The sequence below is a fragment of the Providencia sp. UF-224 genome (assembly GCF_058245955.1).
This window is the reverse complement of record NZ_JBSICC010000004.1, coordinates 64,765-81,309: the sequence shown is the minus strand read 5'-3', so window position 1 is coordinate 81,309 and position 16,545 is coordinate 64,765. Positions and strand designations below refer to the sequence as shown.

Sequence of the window (16,545 nt, the reverse complement as noted above, 5' to 3'; positions counted from 1 at the left end):
CGTTATTTCCCATTTTCACTTAGTGAGCTAAAACTGTTGTATTGACTCAAATGTGTCTGGTTTTTACCAAACAAATAGTATGTTGTAACTAAATGGAAATTTAATACCATTAACTATAAAAAAACCGCTTCAAGCTATTAAGCCCAAAACGGTTTTATTTATCTAACTTCAAAAAATACTAGAGTTTTTGCGACAAACTTTCCATCGTTTGAATAATTCGCTTGTCTGAAATTGGGTATGGCGTTCCTAATTGTTGAGCAAATAAACTTATGCGTAGCTCTTCAATCATCCAGCGAATTTCCTGTACTTCCGGCATATTCTTTTGAATGGGTGAAAGTTTGGCTAACCATTGTTGCCACATGTTTTGCACATGCTCAACTTTACTCATTTGTGCGCGATCACGGTTTGGGTCAATCGCCAATTTTTCAAGGCGGCGTTCAATACCATTTAAATAACGCAGTACGTCAGGTAAACGCTTCCAGCCATGCGCAGTAACAAACCCTTTAAAGACTAAGTTGCCCATCTGTGCTTTTAAATCAGAAAGCGCTAACGCCATGGAAAAATCAACCCGCCCTTTTAAGCGTTTATTAATGGCAAACACGGCACTAAGAATTTGCTCAACTTGCTTCGCAATATTAACGACTACATCATTAAGCTCAGCTCGGGCAAACTCTTTGAGTTTCTCAAATTGCGTTTCATCCCACACCGCGCCACCAAAGTTAGCTATCAGTTGATCGACACCGCAAGCGATACAATCGTCAATGAGGTCCAATACCTTTCCATATGGGTTAAAGTACAAACCTAATTTAGATTTATTGGGTAATTTTTCATGTAAGTATTTAATAGGTGAAGGAATATTAAGCAATAATAACCGACGAACACCACTCCACATGGCTTGTTGCTGCTCAAATTCTGTTTCAAATACCCGAATACCGACACTATTTTTTTCGTCAACCAACGCTGGGTAGGCTTTCACTGAATAACCGCCCCGTTTTTGTTCATAACGTTGAGGCAGTTCACCAAAACTCCAGATGTGTAAACCTGATTGCTCAATACCATCGTCAACAACCTCAGAAAGCGTTTCTTGTACTTTTTCTTTTAAGTTGTTTTTTAGAATATCAAGGTCTTGTCCTTCCGCGATGGTTTTATTTTTTTCACCAATCACGCGATACGTCATTTTTAAGTGCACAGGAAGCTGGTCAAGTTGCCACGCATCACGATCAACGGTGACACCCGTCATTCTGCGCAGCTCTTTTTCCAGCTTATCTAATACATTTCCGTCAGGCTCGGGGACACGCTCAAGAAAAGCTGATGCATAATTAGGTGCAGGAACAAAGTTCCTTCTGATAGGCTTAGGTAATGATTTAATTAACGCGACAATCAGCTCATGGCGCAAGCCCGGTACCTGCCAATCAAACCCAATATTTTGCACCTGATTTAAAATTGCCAATGGAATATGTACCGTCACCCCATCTGCATCTGTTCCTGGTTCAAATTGATAGCTTAAACGGAATTTTAAATCCCCTTGATACCAATAATTAGGATAATCAAGCGCAGAAACATTTCCTGCATCCTCCTTGATTAACATGCTCTTTTCAAAATTCAGCAAATCAGCTTGCTGTTTTGACGCTGTTTTCCACCAATTATCAAAGTGACGGGATGAAATCACATCGTTTGGAATACGTTGGTCGTAAAAAGCAAACAGAGTTTCATCATCAACAAGGATATCGCGGCGTCGAGATTTATGTTCTAAATCTTCAACTTCTGAGAGCAATTTCAGGTTTTCTTTAAAGAATGCATGACGTGTTGACCAATCCCCTTCAACCAAGGCGTGGCGAATAAATAACTCACGGCACAGCAGTGGGTCAATATTGCCATAATTCACTTGCCGTGATGCGACAATTGGCAAGCCATATAACGTCACTTTTTCAGATGCCATGACCGCACCTTCTGATTTTGACCAATGTGGCTCACTGTAATTGTGCTTGGTTAAGTGCCCAGCGAGAGGCTCCACCCATTCAACATCAATAGAAGCCGCTATACGCCCCCATAATTTCGATGTTTCAACTAACTCTGCAACCATAGCCCATTTCGGCGGCTTCTTAAATAAACCTGAGCCCGGGAAGATGGTGAAACGCGCATTTCGTGCCCCAGTAAACTCATGTTTATCAGCATCTTTTTGCCCAATGTGCGAGAGCAAGCCTGACAATAATGAGACATGAATACCGCGAAAATCTGCTTCAGCACTGTTAATTGCAAAACCTTGTTCTTTCACCACTTGACGTAGCTGAGTATAAAGATCCTGCCACTCACGAATACGTAAGTAATTTAGAAAATCTTGGCGACACATTTTGCGAAATTGTGCATTCGAAAGCTGTGTTTGTTGCTCTTTGAGATAATCCCAAAGGTTCAAAAACGCCATAAAATCCGATTGCTTATCATGAAAGCGACGGTGCTTTTCATCAGAAGCCTGCTGCTTATCTAATGGGCGCTCTCTTGGATCTTGAATCGATAATGCCGATACAATAACCATCGTTTCACGCACTGCACCGTGTTTTCGCGCCTCAATCACCATACGAGCCAACCGAGGATCGACTGGCAATTGTGCGAGTTGTCGACCGGTATCCGTAAGTTGATAACCTTTATCCACTTGTTTATGCGGTTTAATACCACCTAGCTCTTCGAGCAACTTCACCCCATCTTGAATATTGCGCTTATCCGGCGCTTCAACAAATGGAAATGCGGCAATATCCCCCAATCCTATCGAGGTCATTTGCAAAATAACGGAAGCTAAATTAGTTCTTAGGATTTCAGGATCGGTAAATTCAGGGCGAGAAAGGAAGTCTTCCTCTGAATATAACCGAATGCAAATACCATCTGAAACACGCCCACAGCGGCCTTTTCGCTGATTTGCTGAAGCTTGAGAAACCGCCTCAACTGGTAAGCGCTGAACTTTTGTTCGGTAACTATAACGGCTAATTCGCGCATAACCAGTATCAATAACATATTTGATGCCAGGTACAGTAAGTGACGTTTCCGCAACGTTAGTTGCTAAAATAATACGACGCCCACCGTGAGGATGAAAAATTCGGTTCTGCTCGCTATTGGACAACCTTGCAAATAATGGCAAAATTTCAGTATGACGCAATGATAATTTAGATAATGCATCCGCAGTATCACGAATTTCCCGCTCACCGCTCATGAAAATCAAGATATCGCCATGGCCTTCAACAGAGAGCTCATTAACTGCATCAATGATCCCATCAATTTGGTCACGTTCACTATCGTTATCATCCCCCATAATTGGTCGATAACGTACCTCAACTGGGTAAGTGCGCCCTGAAACCTCGACAATAGGTGCATGGTTAAAGTGTTTAGAAAAACGTTCAGGATCAATGGTTGCAGAAGTAATGATAACTTTTAAATCAGGGCGCCTTGGCAATAACTGGCGAAGGTAACCTAAGATGAAATCAATGTTTAAACTTCTTTCATGAGCCTCGTCAATGATGATGGTGTCATATTGCAAGAGCAATTTGTCATTTTGTAATTCCGCCAGCAAAATCCCGTCGGTCATGAGTTTGACTTGAGTTGATTCGCTAACTTGGTCACTAAAACGCACCTTATAGCCCACATTTGTACCAAGTTCGCACTCTAACTCATGTGCAAGACGCGTCGCAACTGAACGTGCAGCCAGTCGTCTCGGCTGTGTATGGCCAATAAAACCTTGGATACCACGGCCTAGTTCAAGGCAAATTTTCGGGATCTGCGTTGTTTTTCCTGACCCTGTTTCACCCGCAATAATGACCACTTGATGCTTTTTAATTGCCTCTAATATGGCATCTTTCTTTTGGCTAACAGGAAGGTTATCTGGGTAAACAATTTTAGGTGGATTGAGTTTTTTAACCGCAACTTTCTGTTTCGCTGATTCGATATCTGCCTTAATAGCATCCAGTACCGCACTACGCGATTTTTCATCACGAATTTTTGCAATACCATGAATTCTTTTTCTCAATAACCACTGATCACGCAGTGAAGTTTGTCCTATTTCAGCATCTAATGCCGTCAGTATGGATTTCACGCTTTAAACCCTTATTTTTAATCAATTATAATGCACGACGGCCTTGTACTTCGTCGTTTAGCAACAATATTTCGTTTTAGTTTTTAGTTGTTGTTATCACATAAAAAATACCATCAATTTTTTTGAAGAAGGCAGTCTAATTTTCTTTCTATCAATCAGTTATGTATCACGTATGATTATACGTAAAGCAATATCAATAAATTTAAGGACTACAATGAGTAACGTATTACTATTGAAATCAAGTATTCTGGCAGACTACTCTCAAAGCAATAAAATGGCCGATTACTTTATTCAACAATGGCAAGAAAAGAACCCTGAGGACGCAGTGACTGTTCGAGATCTCGTCAATGAGCCGATCCCTGCCATTGATGGTGAAATTTTAGCAGCTTTTGGCCCTAGTGACACGAAAACTGAGCAACAACAAGCACATTTAGACCTGTCTAATACATTAATTGAAGAAATAAAAGCACACGATGTCATTGTCATTGCTGCGCCAATGTATAACTTTACGATTTCTTCACACTTAAAGCATTACTTTGATTTTATTGCCAGATCAGGCCATACCTTTAAGTATACCGAACAAGGTTCTGTCGGTTTGCTGGAAAATAAACGTGCATTTGTTTTAACAAGCCGTGGTGGAATATATAAAGACACTCCAGCAGATACCATGGTGCCTTATATGACTTTATTTTTAAATTTCCTGGGCATTAAGGATGTTGAATTTATTTTTGCTGAAGGTACCGCTTTAGGCACTGATTCAGTAGAAAAAGCTCACGAACAAGCTCAACTACATATTGATAAGCTTGTTGACTAAATCAATCATCAAAACAACCTAAGCTACCTTTGTTATACTTTGCGCACTTTCCTAGTGCGCATTTTTATTTTTTCTTAAGCCATTGGCCATTAATACCTCGAACATATTCCCCTTCGCTCGCCCTCTCAACTAATTTTTGCCCTGCAATTCGAGCAACGTCATTCGTTTTAAGGTTATTTTTAGACGCAATTTCGCTGTATTTCTTTTCACGTTCGCGATTAATTTGTTCTGCTAATTTAACGGCTTCCGCATTATTCGCTTTTACCACTGCTAAATAGCCTGATAACGTTTCACCCACCATGCCCTTTTCTTTTGCTTCATCCACCGTAAGTGCAAATGCAGAAAACACACTTAATAATGAGCATAACGTTAATACTTTTATTATTCGGTTCATTTATCGCTGACCTCCCCGAATAAATCACTATTCTCTTTAAGCAACTCTTCAACTTGCCTATCGGCTTTTATTTGTATTTCATGCTCTATTTTCACATTCATATTAATATTAATTGGCTTATCAGGAGTAGCGACTTCCACCCGTAAACACGCCACTAATAAAAAGGCCATGATAATCACTGCACTTGCTTTTAATGTACCCACGTTATTCCTTAGAACCTTCATAGATTCTTTTCTAGCCATTCTTCTAAAGAACTACCGAATCGTAAACTACGCCACAACTGAAAGATATTTTCTTCATGTTGATAGTTTAAATGCACTTCGCGCTTTTTCTTTTCTTGGGCATTGAACCCTTCCAAAATCGTTTTCATGGTCAGCTGCCCTAAATTGGTGATATTCACATCAGTACGGCTACGCTTTATTTCTAAGTACTGTAACCAACCAATGGCTGAACCGGCTGAAATATTATCTTTCTGTATAGATTCCACAAATTGGGTATCTAATCTCAATGTCAGAGGCCCGCTATTTTCCAACCAACCCTGCCTTACTATCCACTCAGGATTATTTAAATAAAATGGCAACTCACCATTTACTTTGCCTGAAACGGCGAATTGCGATACTTTTAGTATGGTAAATAACTGACTTAGTTCAATTTGATGTAACCTAATAGTTGATGCATCGTTTTGTGGCCAACGCAATAAGTCCATTGAAACATCGCCACCCAACATTTTAAACCCGACATTTGATAAGTTTAGTGGGGTCGAATCTGTTGGAGGATATGTCCCCTCTAAATCAGCGCGAATATCTGTTAATTCAAACAAATTGTTGAGCTTTTTTACCCGCAATTCAACGGGCGTTTTTTCGCCAAAAGTCCAGGTACTTTGCTTTAAACGCCACGGCAATACAAAATCCAAACCCGATAACTCACCATCCTTTAGCCAAAGACTGGTGTTTTCAACACGCCAATGCCCACCAGCGATAAACCCATCTTCTGGGGTCATTGAAAATGCTGCCTGCGAGAATAATTTACCTTGCCTTAGCTCGAGCCCAAGATCAGCAGGTATCAACGTTTGAAAAGCTGTCACAGACTGCTCAGGCCAACGGGCTTCCCCCCGAAGTCTCTCTCCATCCCAACGCCCAAAAACAACGATGGGGCCCACGTCTTTTGTGCTTAAATCGCCTTTTAATTGAAATTCAGCTGGCGACTTTCCTTTAATATCCATGTTAACTGTTATTTTAGGCAAATAACTTTCGGTACCAAATTGCATTCGATTACTGGTTAATTGCAATGCACCATTAAAACTAGCTTTTGTCCTATCTCTTTGCCACTGCAATGGTTTTGTGAGTTTTAAACGAGGGGCACTCATCGATAACAAACCATATTTAATTTGGTCGAAGCCTGTTGTCAGGTTATTTAAGGTAATTAATGTGTCTTGCCAACTACCATTGCCCTTAATATCCCAACGTGCAGCTAATGATGGTAATTTAGCGCTCCCCCAGTAATTCCAGAACCATTTGCCATTATCAAGGGTAAATTTATTGGCTTTACCATCAAGGTGGATATCAAAGTCCCCCCAGTATTGCTCTTGCACTTTTAATATTGCTTGCAACCTGCCGGATATTCCCTCTTCGCTTAATGACGTTCCCGCTAAAGGTAACCTGATTTCTTTTAACACCATTGTTGGCGATGCTCGTCCATAAGCTCTCAATAATGAGCCAGATAAAAAAGAAACTTTAGGCGATATTAATTGCCCTGAAATTTTTGCTGGCAAATTAATATCAAGTACCATATCGTCATATTTAACTTGCCCGTTTAGCCTAAAATTGACATCTGTATTTAATAAATCGAGATGCGTTTCTGGTAATGTTAAAACGATATTTCCTTTACCTTTCTTCGCTTGGGTTAGCATATTCAAGCGGCCAGAAAAGGCCATATCCCCTAAGGGTTGATTCCAATTTTCAATTTGAAAGCTGATACCACCTTCGACTGGGATCCCCGCCTCATCCCATTGCCACTGTCCTTGTGAAACGGTAAACATTGATGCAGATAATGCCCATGGAAGATTAAGTAACGTTTTTTGCGTACCTGTGTCGGTGACAATTAATGCACCTTTGTCACCCTGCCACGCTAATTTTGCTTCTAGATACTTCTCGGGGTTGAATAATTTGAAGTTTGCTGCCAACGCCCCTTTTTGTGGTAACTCGCTTGCAATCAGTGGTAATTGAACATCACCCGTTAATGTTATTGTTTGCTGTTGTTCTGGTAAGAATGCAGAAAATTCACTGATTACCAGCTGTTTATCTTTAGTAATTAACGAGGATAACCTTAGGTTATCGCCTCTAAACTCAAACTGTAGAGGCGTATTTTGATCTGTACGGCGTAACCAAATACTTCCCTGATAGTCATTCCACGGCTGAATATTTATATTATTTATCACCAACGAAAATAGCGGGATATTATCTATCAGCTCAGCAATATTCAGTGGTTCACTTGAATTATCTTGCTCAGTTTCAAGTGCGCTCACACATTCGGTAGAGATATTTGCATTATCAACGTTCAAATGAAGCGGGAAAAAGGAAAGACGTGCATCACTTAATTCAACAAGTTTGCAATTTTTTGCAGTTAAACTGAGCAGTGAAATATGCAATTGCCCGTCACTAATTCGAGGGTCTGAGAATGATAACTGGAGTGGTTTTGGTAGATAATGAGAAGCGACGACAGGTAGCCAGCGAGCAATCGTTATCCATAATACAGCTAACAGAACAGCACTTCCTCCAATAAACCAGAGTAATACTTTGCCTGCTCTTTTAAATACCTGCATTAACTGCGCCCTTGTTTGATTAGCTTCATACCATTATTGTTCAATTTTAATTCAATTTACCCATTAACCCGTTGCCTAAAAAGCATAAACCATAATTAGATGTGAACAGATACCTATTTTCTTAATTTCTAGGTGATTTACAAACTTAATTGTCTTATTCTGGGTTTATCTTTTGTAGGTACACTATTTTACCTACTCTTTTTATTGGTTCCTAAAAATTGGAGTCTCCGCGATGAAAATTGTTTCTTATAGTACCAAACAGTATGACCGTAAGCATATGGAGCAAGTTAATCAAGGTTCAGAATTTAATTTTAGTATTGAATACTTTGACTTTCCATTAACCGTTCAGACCGCAAAAAATGCTGTTGGCGCAGACGCTGTTTGTATCTTTGTTAATGATGAAGCGAATCGTGCAGTTTTAGAAGAACTTGCGGCATTAAATATTCACATTTTAGCCTTACGTTGTGCTGGGTTTAATAATGTTGATCTTGAAGCGGCAAAAGAATTAGGCATCCAGGTTGTTCGAGTTCCTGCATACTCACCAGAAGCCGTTGCTGAACATGCTGTTGGAATGATGTTATGTCTCAACCGTAGGATCCACAGAGCTTACCAACGTACCCGAGATGCAAACTTCTCACTTGAAGGCTTAACGGGTTTTAACATGCATAATCGTACCGCTGGGATCATTGGAACAGGCAAAATTGGGCAAGCCACTTTGCGCATATTAAAAGGTTTTGGAATGCGCTTACTTGCTCATGACCCTTACCCTAATCAAGCGGTTTTAGACTTAGGTGCAGAGTATGTCGACTTAGATACATTATATAAACAATCTGATGTTATCTCACTCCATTGCCCTCTTACACCTGAAAATCATCATTTACTTGATGAAGGCGCTTTTAATAAAATGAAAAAAGGCGTCATGATCATCAATACCAGCCGGGGAGCATTAGTTGACTCTGTTGCTGCAATCAATGCATTGAAATCCCAGAAAATAGGTTCTCTCGGTATGGATGTTTATGAAAACGAGCGAGATTTATTTTTTGAAGATAAGTCTAATGATGTTATTCAAGATGATGTTTTCCGCCGTCTCTCCTCTTGCCATAATGTTTTATTTACTGGCCATCAAGCATTTTTAACTGAAGAGGCGCTAACCAGTATTAGCCAAACAACTCTCAATAATATTGCTCAAGTAAGTCGTGGTGAAGCCTGCCCTAACACTGTTAATGCATAATTGGACGTTAGAATGATGAAGCGTTTAATTCCACTGACAATTTTGGGGTTATTATTAGCCGCGTGCCAAACACACCAAGTTGATGCAAAAAATGATGACCGCAATGTTGAAAATGCCCTAATCCACCATCGTTTTGTTTTAACAGAGGTTGATGGGAAAGCAATAAAAAATAAACAAACTGTGCCATATATCTCGTTTGGCGAAAAAATGTTTGTTTCTGCCTCAATGTGCAACGATTTTAATGGGTTAGGCAATATAAATAACGCCAAAATTACCGTTAAAAACTTAAGTAAGACTGAGCTTGAATGTGTTGATGAGGATTTATCTAAATGGGATACGATGTTAAAGCGCATGCTTACAGAGGGCGCAACAATTAATTTAAAAAACAACCAACTGGTTTTAATTCAAGGGCATTACAAGTTAGTGTATTCCCTTCGCGATTACGTCAATTAACTTAATATTCTCAATGCAAAACCGTACACATTAATGTGGTTTAAAATGTGTACGGTTTTATCGGCAAGCATTCGTTCGATTCTACTTTGCCTTATCAAACAACAAGCCAACTTTCGTTATATCCGACATTTTATCCATATAATTATGAATATTGCTACTAAACGCTAAACCAGCAACAATACTCAGGCTACGTAGCGTAGGAAATATATAAAAATCATTTATATCAATAACCTCTTTACGGTTTTCTAGCCAGACATCTAGTAATGACAGTTGAGGAGCAAGCTCGACCAGTAATGTATGCGTTTCTTTTCGAAACTCAGCAAGGTCGCCATAGGATTTCGATGTTCTCTCAATATATGCCGCTCTTGCTTCATTTGTGCTTATTTCAGGAAAATCAGTTTCGACAAAACGAGGTGTCACTAATTTATAAACGACACTAGAGACGGCTTTAGACCACGTTTCAATTTGTGATGATAAAGCACCTGCTGCGTATTTTATTTCGCTTTTTTGATCAATGTAATGCACGATATCTAAGCTTTCGGGTAAATAGCTACCATCTTCCTTTTCCAAAATGGGTAGCATTTTCTTACCAATCATTCTAATGGGTGTTTCATAGTCATTATCCAACAGAACAATGTTTTCTACTGCAATGTTTTTTAATCCAAAAATCATTCTTGCTCTAACACAAAATGGGCAGTGGTCATAAATATACAGTTTCATTTTTCACCTCACAGATAGTGATAAGCGCTCGTAGAACCTAATAATAGTATATGTTAATCCGCATATTTTGTGATTGATTTTTGTCTGAGGCATATTCGTATTAGTGCACAAAATCCCAATCGAAAAGATAAGATTATGGCAAAATAATCATTTTTGAAATGAGAATTTAATCGCCATGCCCATAACTAATATTGCTATTATTCTGTTTGATCAGTTTGAAACACTTGATGTAATGGGGCCTGTTGAAGTCTTTGGCCGATTAGAGCACTGTCAGATAGATTTTATTTCACCTAATGGCGGGGCGATGACCAGCTCTCAAGGCGTTACCCTCAATACTCGTGCGGTGCCCGTTCCTGTCTACCAACATATTTTAATCCCTGGAGGCCAAGGAACCCGCCCTCTTTCGATGGATGCGAATTATATCCAATGGGTAAAAGCCCAGTTTGAATTTGCGGATACAGCTATTTCGGTCTGTACTGGGGCTGCTTTATTGGCAAAGACTGCGTTATTAAATGGGGTTCAAGCAACGACGAATAAACTGGCATATGACTGGGTTACCTCCTTAAATCAATCAGTTTTATGGCAACCGTCAGCACGCTGGGTGCATGATGGTAAGTTTTATACATCATCAGGCATTAGTGCTGGTATTGATATGTCTTTGCAGATCGTCAGCGACTTTTATGGTATCGAAATAGCTAAAAACATTGCCTTAAGGATGGAATATTTATGGAATCAAAATCCTAGTAATGATCCCTTTGCAAAAAACATCATATAAGATGTTTTTTAGGTTTTAATATTCTGCCTTGGCTAACATTTATTAAATTATGCTATTTACTAATCAATATAATCAATCTTTAATTATCTAAACCAGACACTAATGATCATTTTATTAACAATGAATTATCCATGCATTAACCTATTTTAATAAAAGGTAATTTAATGCATTTAAAAAACATCATAATACATTGATTTTAATTAACTAATTAAAAATGATTTCATATTGAAACATTCATTTTTAATTATAAATATAATGACTTGATATCATTGATATGATTATTTTTATTGATTATATTAACAATAAAAATTAAAAATTCAGTTTTAATTCCAATCCTTATCCCACACAAAAAATAATGATATTAGTTATTTTATTATAAATAGAGGTTTTCATCATAATTATGCACATTAAAACTTTTAAACCGCTTTATTTTTTAATATACTACTCTCGTAATAGTTGACTAAAAATCAAATAATAACCCTTCACAAAAAATCGAGGATGTCATATGGACATTCATACAATTATTGGTCTTAAAATAAAAAACCGGAGAAAAGAGTTAGGTCTTTCAGGTGCGAATTTAGCTGATAAACTACACTTAAGCCAACAGCAAATATCACGTTATGAAAATGGAATTAATAAAATACCTCTTAATCATTTAGTTGATATTGCTGAAGCACTAAATTGCCCTATCGAATGGTTTTTTCAAGATTGTGTAAGTTCATCAAAAATCAAAAAAAATGAACTAGATCGTGAAATAAATAAAGAGCTAGTATATGCTGCTGAAAGTATTATCATCTCATCTAAAGAGTATTCTTAATAAAATCCTGTCATCGAACTCTTTTGTATAAATCAAAAAAAATAACATAGGCATTAAAGTCTATGTTATTTTTCAACTGTTAAAATATAAATCAGGAGATTATCAGGACATAAAATTATAAAAATGACGTTCAACGATAAAAACCAATATTCACTCTTGAGTTAATATCACTTAAATATCTAATTTCCCTATCCAGTTTTATGTTTATTAGTCATAGGTAATATCAAAGCGCATCTTTGCATACACTTCACCGGGCGTCGTTACTTCATCATGTTGAAAATAACGAGCCAAATAATTTAACTCTATATCTTTATCTTTATTATTGGTGAGCTTAGCAACAATATATTTAGTTTTGCCATTAAAATTAATAGGACTTCTATCATTACGATTAACAACTTGAATTCCTATTCCTTTCGCTGCATTTTTTGGGCTTTCATTCGCGAGAACACCATTAACTTGTGTCGTTGTAGCTTTAGATCCTGAAAATACTAAATTAACATTCGCTTGTCCTGAAAGACTAACTCCACCATTACACCTTAAACGAATTGAAAAAGGAGTTTCATTCGCCCAAGTATCACGCCCTGTTAATTGCGTTCTTTTAATTGGATCAAGATTAACATTTTGATTAACACCACTGGTTATTTGGCATGATGGTGAAACAACCGTAATTGCATTAGCACTTAAATATGTTCTCAAAAAAGCAGGGGGGGCTCGCCTATCTCCATACGTCGTATAAATTCCACTTGCGACTGTACCTGATCCTGTTATCGGTGCTGTTTTAACTAGTGTTAAAGTAAATTTAGAACTTGCAAACGAGTAATTATTGTTCCTTGGTGTCACAAATGTATGTGGGTAAGTCATTGATATTTCACCACCTCGATGAAACTTCATACCTATACCTTCGACGTTTGTTTGATAAATATTATCACGCCAAAGCTTTAACCCATTCATTGCGATTTCAGCTTCGATTTTGGTATCTTTCTCGCAATATGCAATACGACCACCGCCAGAGTTTAATGTCCAAGTTTCTTCTTTAATGACATCACCAACTTTCAGGTCTGGGCTTACAACCACCCTCCCCATATCCATATCAAGCTCATAGACATAATTACTTAAACGAGTGCATTTTGCTGAAACAATACTTGAAGTTAAAAGCACCCCAACTCCAATATACCAACGCCAGTATTTTGTTATTGACATAATTTTTCCTTACTTTCCCCAGCGTCTATTACAAATCTACATTCACCTTTATCCCACTTAATAATGCCGATATTTGTTTCGACATTGCTGATAAAGACTGTACCACCTTGCCCAACAACACCGATGGAATCACCTTGTTGATTGGTCACATTAGCCCCAAATGGCAACGGTTTGTTGTCAGCTCTGACGACGTTGTATACCGCATTCTTCTCAACTTTAGTGCCAAAAATGACTTTAACTACACTTCCATCATAAGGAACAACTTGCATTGATGTGTTTTCAAACACAATATCTTCTGGACTACCTTTAGGGTCAATTTCAACACTATTAATACGATATGGGCGAACATAAGGGGCAACTGCGTAACCATTTCCATCAACTGAGGTTCCTTGTGCACCAACAATAGAAGCCCCTTTAGCACCTTTTGCTTCAACCAATGCAATTGTCGCAGAGCTGTTCGGCGTCAATGTTACCCCTCCAGAATGAACGACTACTGAACCATTCGCTCCTAAACCGTATTGGCGGTATCCTTGACCCTGGCTGTAATTAAAGTTCGTATTTACAGCAGGAGTGCGGTACCCCGTGTTTAAGCCAAAATTATGCTCTCCTCCATTGGCTACAGAAGTATTAACCCCATAAGTCCAATTATTATCTTTATCAACTGTACCACTTGCTCCGACCTGACCTGAACCAAACTTCTCATTATTAAAGTTAGTGAACGCAGAAATTGTCGTGCTTTGGCTTTCCCCAAAATAGAATGGGATATTCAGATTTAAGCTAATTCTGTCATCTTTCTGATTATTATTTTCTTTATAAACTCTGACAAAAGAGAGGCCATAAGACAGGCGTTCATAATTATTGTTATAATTTAATTGATATTGTTTTTCAGTGCCTGACTTATCCCAGTAACTTGAAACTCGCCCAGTAAAATAAATACCACCATAGCCTTCAGGTAGGTTTTGATTAATCGTGTAACTAAAACCATTTTTTTCACGACCTAAATACTGTTCTAGACCGCGTTTATCATTATCTAGGGCATAAAGGCCATTACTGACACTGTAATAATCCTTTGTTGAATACCGATAAGCCGCTAAAACTAAGTTTGTATCCGTTTGCATAAACAACCGGCTAAATGTTATTCGATAGCTTTGCCCATTTTTAGTTTCATTTTTTAATGCAGTACGTGACTGAGTAATATCAGCAGCTAAAGCACCAATCCCCGTATTCACACCAGAACCAATCAAATAAGCTTGATAGTCATCAAACGCGGTAACTCCACCATATAATGAAAACATATTATTCAAACCATGCTGTATTGTTCCTTGCACGATGAATGGGCGGTTTTTTAAACCTTCCGAATCAGCCTTACCGCCTGCAATTTGATATCGACTAAAACCAGGCCGTAATAATTGTGCAAGTGAAGTGTACGGCACACTAAAATTAGTTTCACTGCCATCCGCTTCTTTTACAGTGACATTCAGATCGTTACCATACCCTGATGGATAAACATCATTGAGTATAAAAGGACCTGGTGACACCGTTGTTTGATATATAACGTTATCATTTTGCTTAATGGTCACAAGGGCATTGCTTTGAGCAATACCTCGAATTTCTGGTGCATAGGTTGTCATCCCATCAGGATACATATTATCATCGGTCGCAATCTTAGCCCCACGCAAGCTAATGCTATCAAATAGGTCACCATCTGTATAAAATTGCCCAGCAGTTGCTTTCGACTTTAATGTCGCAATAGGTCTTTGCAAATAAGTCTGATTGCTAGTCCAATCAGTCCCGTTAGCGCGTTGCCAACTCAAGTTTCCTGTATGTTTAATTAGCCAGCCGTCATAACTAAACCCTGCATTTACACCCAAAAAAGCAGTCGATTGATTTTGCCCTTGCGCGCCACTGGTGTGGCTATCATAGTAGTTTGCCACATAACCAAAATTGAGCGCAGGAATACCTGTTTCCCAAAATTGAGGTGAAACGTAACCTCTTGATTGTTTTTGCTCATAAATTTGTGGAACAGAAATATTTAATCGCAATGTAGAAGATAAAAAAGTATCCGAAATATCTTTATCGCTGTTCCATTGATCTAGCGGTAAACAATCATCATTATCTTTCTTCATTTGAGGATTTAGCTTTTCAGTATCGACGCCAAATTCTGACAACATTTTCGCGGTATAACAAACACCTAGTTGACCACCTTCGCGTTCTTTAAAGTCAAGCTCATAACGCCCTTTCCAATTATTATTGGTGTAAACATCTACTGAATAGGCGCCTGGGCTAATTCCATAGCTATTAAAACGTTGTAAATTAACATCATCCTTGCTACCAATAATAAAGCCAGTATTGAATTCATAATCAGCATCCTCTTTTGCTGAGGCTGAAGATATCCCCCCCATGCAGCAAGCAAGAAGACACGTTACAGAGAGTGTATTACTAATTTTAATTTTTAACTCTCGCTGTTTCATTTCGAGTTCCTATTTAACAGTAGTCTTTACCGCAATATCTGAACCATAATCATTTATGTTATTAATAACGATATTATTGCCTGCTTTAACTGCCTGTTTTAGCATCACAATAGACTGGCTCTTTGGTTCTAATAAAATAGTTTTATCATTTAGCGCCACATCGCCATTCACTGATACTTTTGTAACAGTAATAAAATAGGGGGATGGATTTTCAATGATGATATTTTTTCCATTTGACTTAACAATCAGTTCCTCTGCGGCAAGTTCTCGGCTACTCAAACCCGTTGGACGATAAAAGAACTTAAATCTTGAACGAATTGCGAGTTGCAAAACATTTTGGACCTCTCCATTTTTCCCTTTAACCATTGGCGGAATATCTAGAATATTAAGCCACCATAGGCTTTCTCTATCTTGAGGAATACTGCCTTTATCCATTAATTTAATTCGAATATTTTGTCCACCCTTAGCTTCAATGCGCGAGATAGGTGGCGTAATTTGAAAGGGTGTTTTAATCGTATCTGGTGTTTCTGAGGCATCACCAGTATCAAGCCAAGCTTGTGCTACCGCAGGTCGATCAGCTGTATTCGTTAATTGCACGGTAATTTCTTTTTCATTCCCAGGATAAATAAATCGCGTGCCATTCACGATGATATTATTTGCAAACGAACTCATACTGAAAATGAAGCAGAATAAAAATAGAGTTGCTTTCATTTTTTCCTCAAAAGATAAAAGCGGTACTGATTCTACCGCTTACAATAAGAATATTATTTA

At 38.2% G+C, this 16,545-nt stretch carries 13 protein-coding genes; 5 read left to right on the top strand and 8 right to left on the bottom strand.

Translation table 11 applies throughout. The features are described from left to right. Positions 1-178: 178 nt before the first annotated feature. Positions 179-4,078, bottom strand: a complete 3,900-nt coding sequence (gene hrpA / locus AC4IFO_RS05715) for an ATP-dependent RNA helicase HrpA (protein ID WP_490732555.1) — start codon at positions 4,076-4,078, stop codon at positions 179-181. A 214-nt stretch (positions 4,079-4,292) separates the two neighbouring features. On the opposite strand from hrpA, the gene AC4IFO_RS05710 reads away from it, so the two are divergent. After that, positions 4,293-4,892 carry an FMN-dependent NADH-azoreductase gene (locus AC4IFO_RS05710; RefSeq protein ID WP_490732553.1) on the top strand — a complete coding sequence of 200 codons (600 nt, stop codon included), beginning with the start codon at positions 4,293-4,295 and terminating at the stop codon, positions 4,890-4,892. A 64-nt stretch (positions 4,893-4,956) separates the two neighbouring features. On the opposite strand, the gene AC4IFO_RS05705 is transcribed toward AC4IFO_RS05710, so the two are convergent. The 3 genes from AC4IFO_RS05705 to AC4IFO_RS05695 are packed head-to-tail and all read right to left on the bottom strand — an operon-like array spanning position 4,957 to position 8,107. Then, complete coding sequence (locus tag AC4IFO_RS05705; RefSeq protein ID WP_490732551.1) at positions 4,957-5,286, bottom strand: YdbL family probable chaperone protein; 330 nt, start codon at positions 5,284-5,286, stop codon at positions 4,957-4,959. Further along, positions 5,283-5,510: a YnbE family lipoprotein gene (locus tag AC4IFO_RS05700; RefSeq protein WP_219248296.1), complete on the bottom strand. Its 228-nt coding sequence runs from the start codon at positions 5,508-5,510 to the stop codon at positions 5,283-5,285. The genes AC4IFO_RS05705 and AC4IFO_RS05700 overlap by 4 nt, the downstream gene beginning before the upstream one ends. Then, complete coding sequence (locus AC4IFO_RS05695) at positions 5,507-8,107, bottom strand: YdbH family protein (protein WP_490732549.1); 2,601 nt, start codon at positions 8,105-8,107, stop codon at positions 5,507-5,509. The genes AC4IFO_RS05700 and AC4IFO_RS05695 overlap by 4 nt, the downstream gene beginning before the upstream one ends. A 232-nt stretch (positions 8,108-8,339) precedes the next feature. Between AC4IFO_RS05695 and AC4IFO_RS05690 the strand changes: the two genes are divergently transcribed. Continuing rightward, complete coding sequence (locus AC4IFO_RS05690) at positions 8,340-9,338, top strand: 2-hydroxyacid dehydrogenase (protein WP_490732547.1); 999 nt, start codon at positions 8,340-8,342, stop codon at positions 9,336-9,338. Positions 9,339-9,350: 12 nt separating this feature from the next. Further along, positions 9,351-9,791 (top strand): META domain-containing protein, encoded by a 441-nt coding sequence (locus AC4IFO_RS05685; protein WP_490732545.1) that lies wholly within the window; start codon positions 9,351-9,353, stop codon positions 9,789-9,791. 81 nt (positions 9,792-9,872) lie between these two features. Here AC4IFO_RS05685 and grxB read toward each other — a convergent pair whose 3' ends face one another. Then, the gene (gene grxB, locus AC4IFO_RS05680) at positions 9,873-10,511 is read right to left on the bottom strand and encodes a glutaredoxin 2 (RefSeq protein ID WP_490732543.1); all 639 of its coding nucleotides are present in this window, start codon (positions 10,509-10,511) and stop codon (positions 9,873-9,875) included. Between the two features lie 175 nt (positions 10,512-10,686). On the opposite strand from grxB, the gene AC4IFO_RS05675 reads away from it, so the two are divergent. Both AC4IFO_RS05675 and AC4IFO_RS05670 read left to right on the top strand, forming a co-directional pair. Continuing rightward, entirely contained in the window at positions 10,687-11,286 is a 600-nt protein-coding gene (locus tag AC4IFO_RS05675) for a DJ-1/PfpI family protein (protein WP_490732541.1), read from the top strand. A gap of 505 nt (positions 11,287-11,791) precedes the next feature. Further along, complete coding sequence (locus AC4IFO_RS05670) at positions 11,792-12,103, top strand: helix-turn-helix domain-containing protein (RefSeq protein ID WP_490732539.1); 312 nt, start codon at positions 11,792-11,794, stop codon at positions 12,101-12,103. Positions 12,104-12,310: 207 nt separating this feature from the next. Here the strand turns inward: AC4IFO_RS05670 and AC4IFO_RS05665 are convergent, their stop codons facing one another. Genes AC4IFO_RS05665 through AC4IFO_RS05655 form a run of 3 tightly spaced genes read right to left on the bottom strand, consistent with a single transcriptional unit; the run spans position 12,311 to position 16,485 of the window. Further along, a complete protein-coding gene (locus tag AC4IFO_RS05665) occupies positions 12,311-13,303 on the bottom strand; it encodes a fimbrial protein (RefSeq protein WP_490732537.1) in 993 nt (330 codons plus the stop codon). Further along, positions 13,294-15,774, bottom strand: a complete 2,481-nt coding sequence (locus tag AC4IFO_RS05660; RefSeq protein WP_490732535.1) for a fimbria/pilus outer membrane usher protein — start codon at positions 15,772-15,774, stop codon at positions 13,294-13,296. Before AC4IFO_RS05660 ends, AC4IFO_RS05665 begins: the two co-directional genes overlap by 10 nt. A gap of 9 nt (positions 15,775-15,783) precedes the next feature. Next, on the bottom strand, positions 15,784-16,485 hold the full coding sequence (locus tag AC4IFO_RS05655) for a fimbrial biogenesis chaperone (protein WP_490732533.1): 702 nt from the start codon (positions 16,483-16,485) through the stop codon (positions 15,784-15,786). Positions 16,486-16,545: the final 60 nt, after the last annotated feature.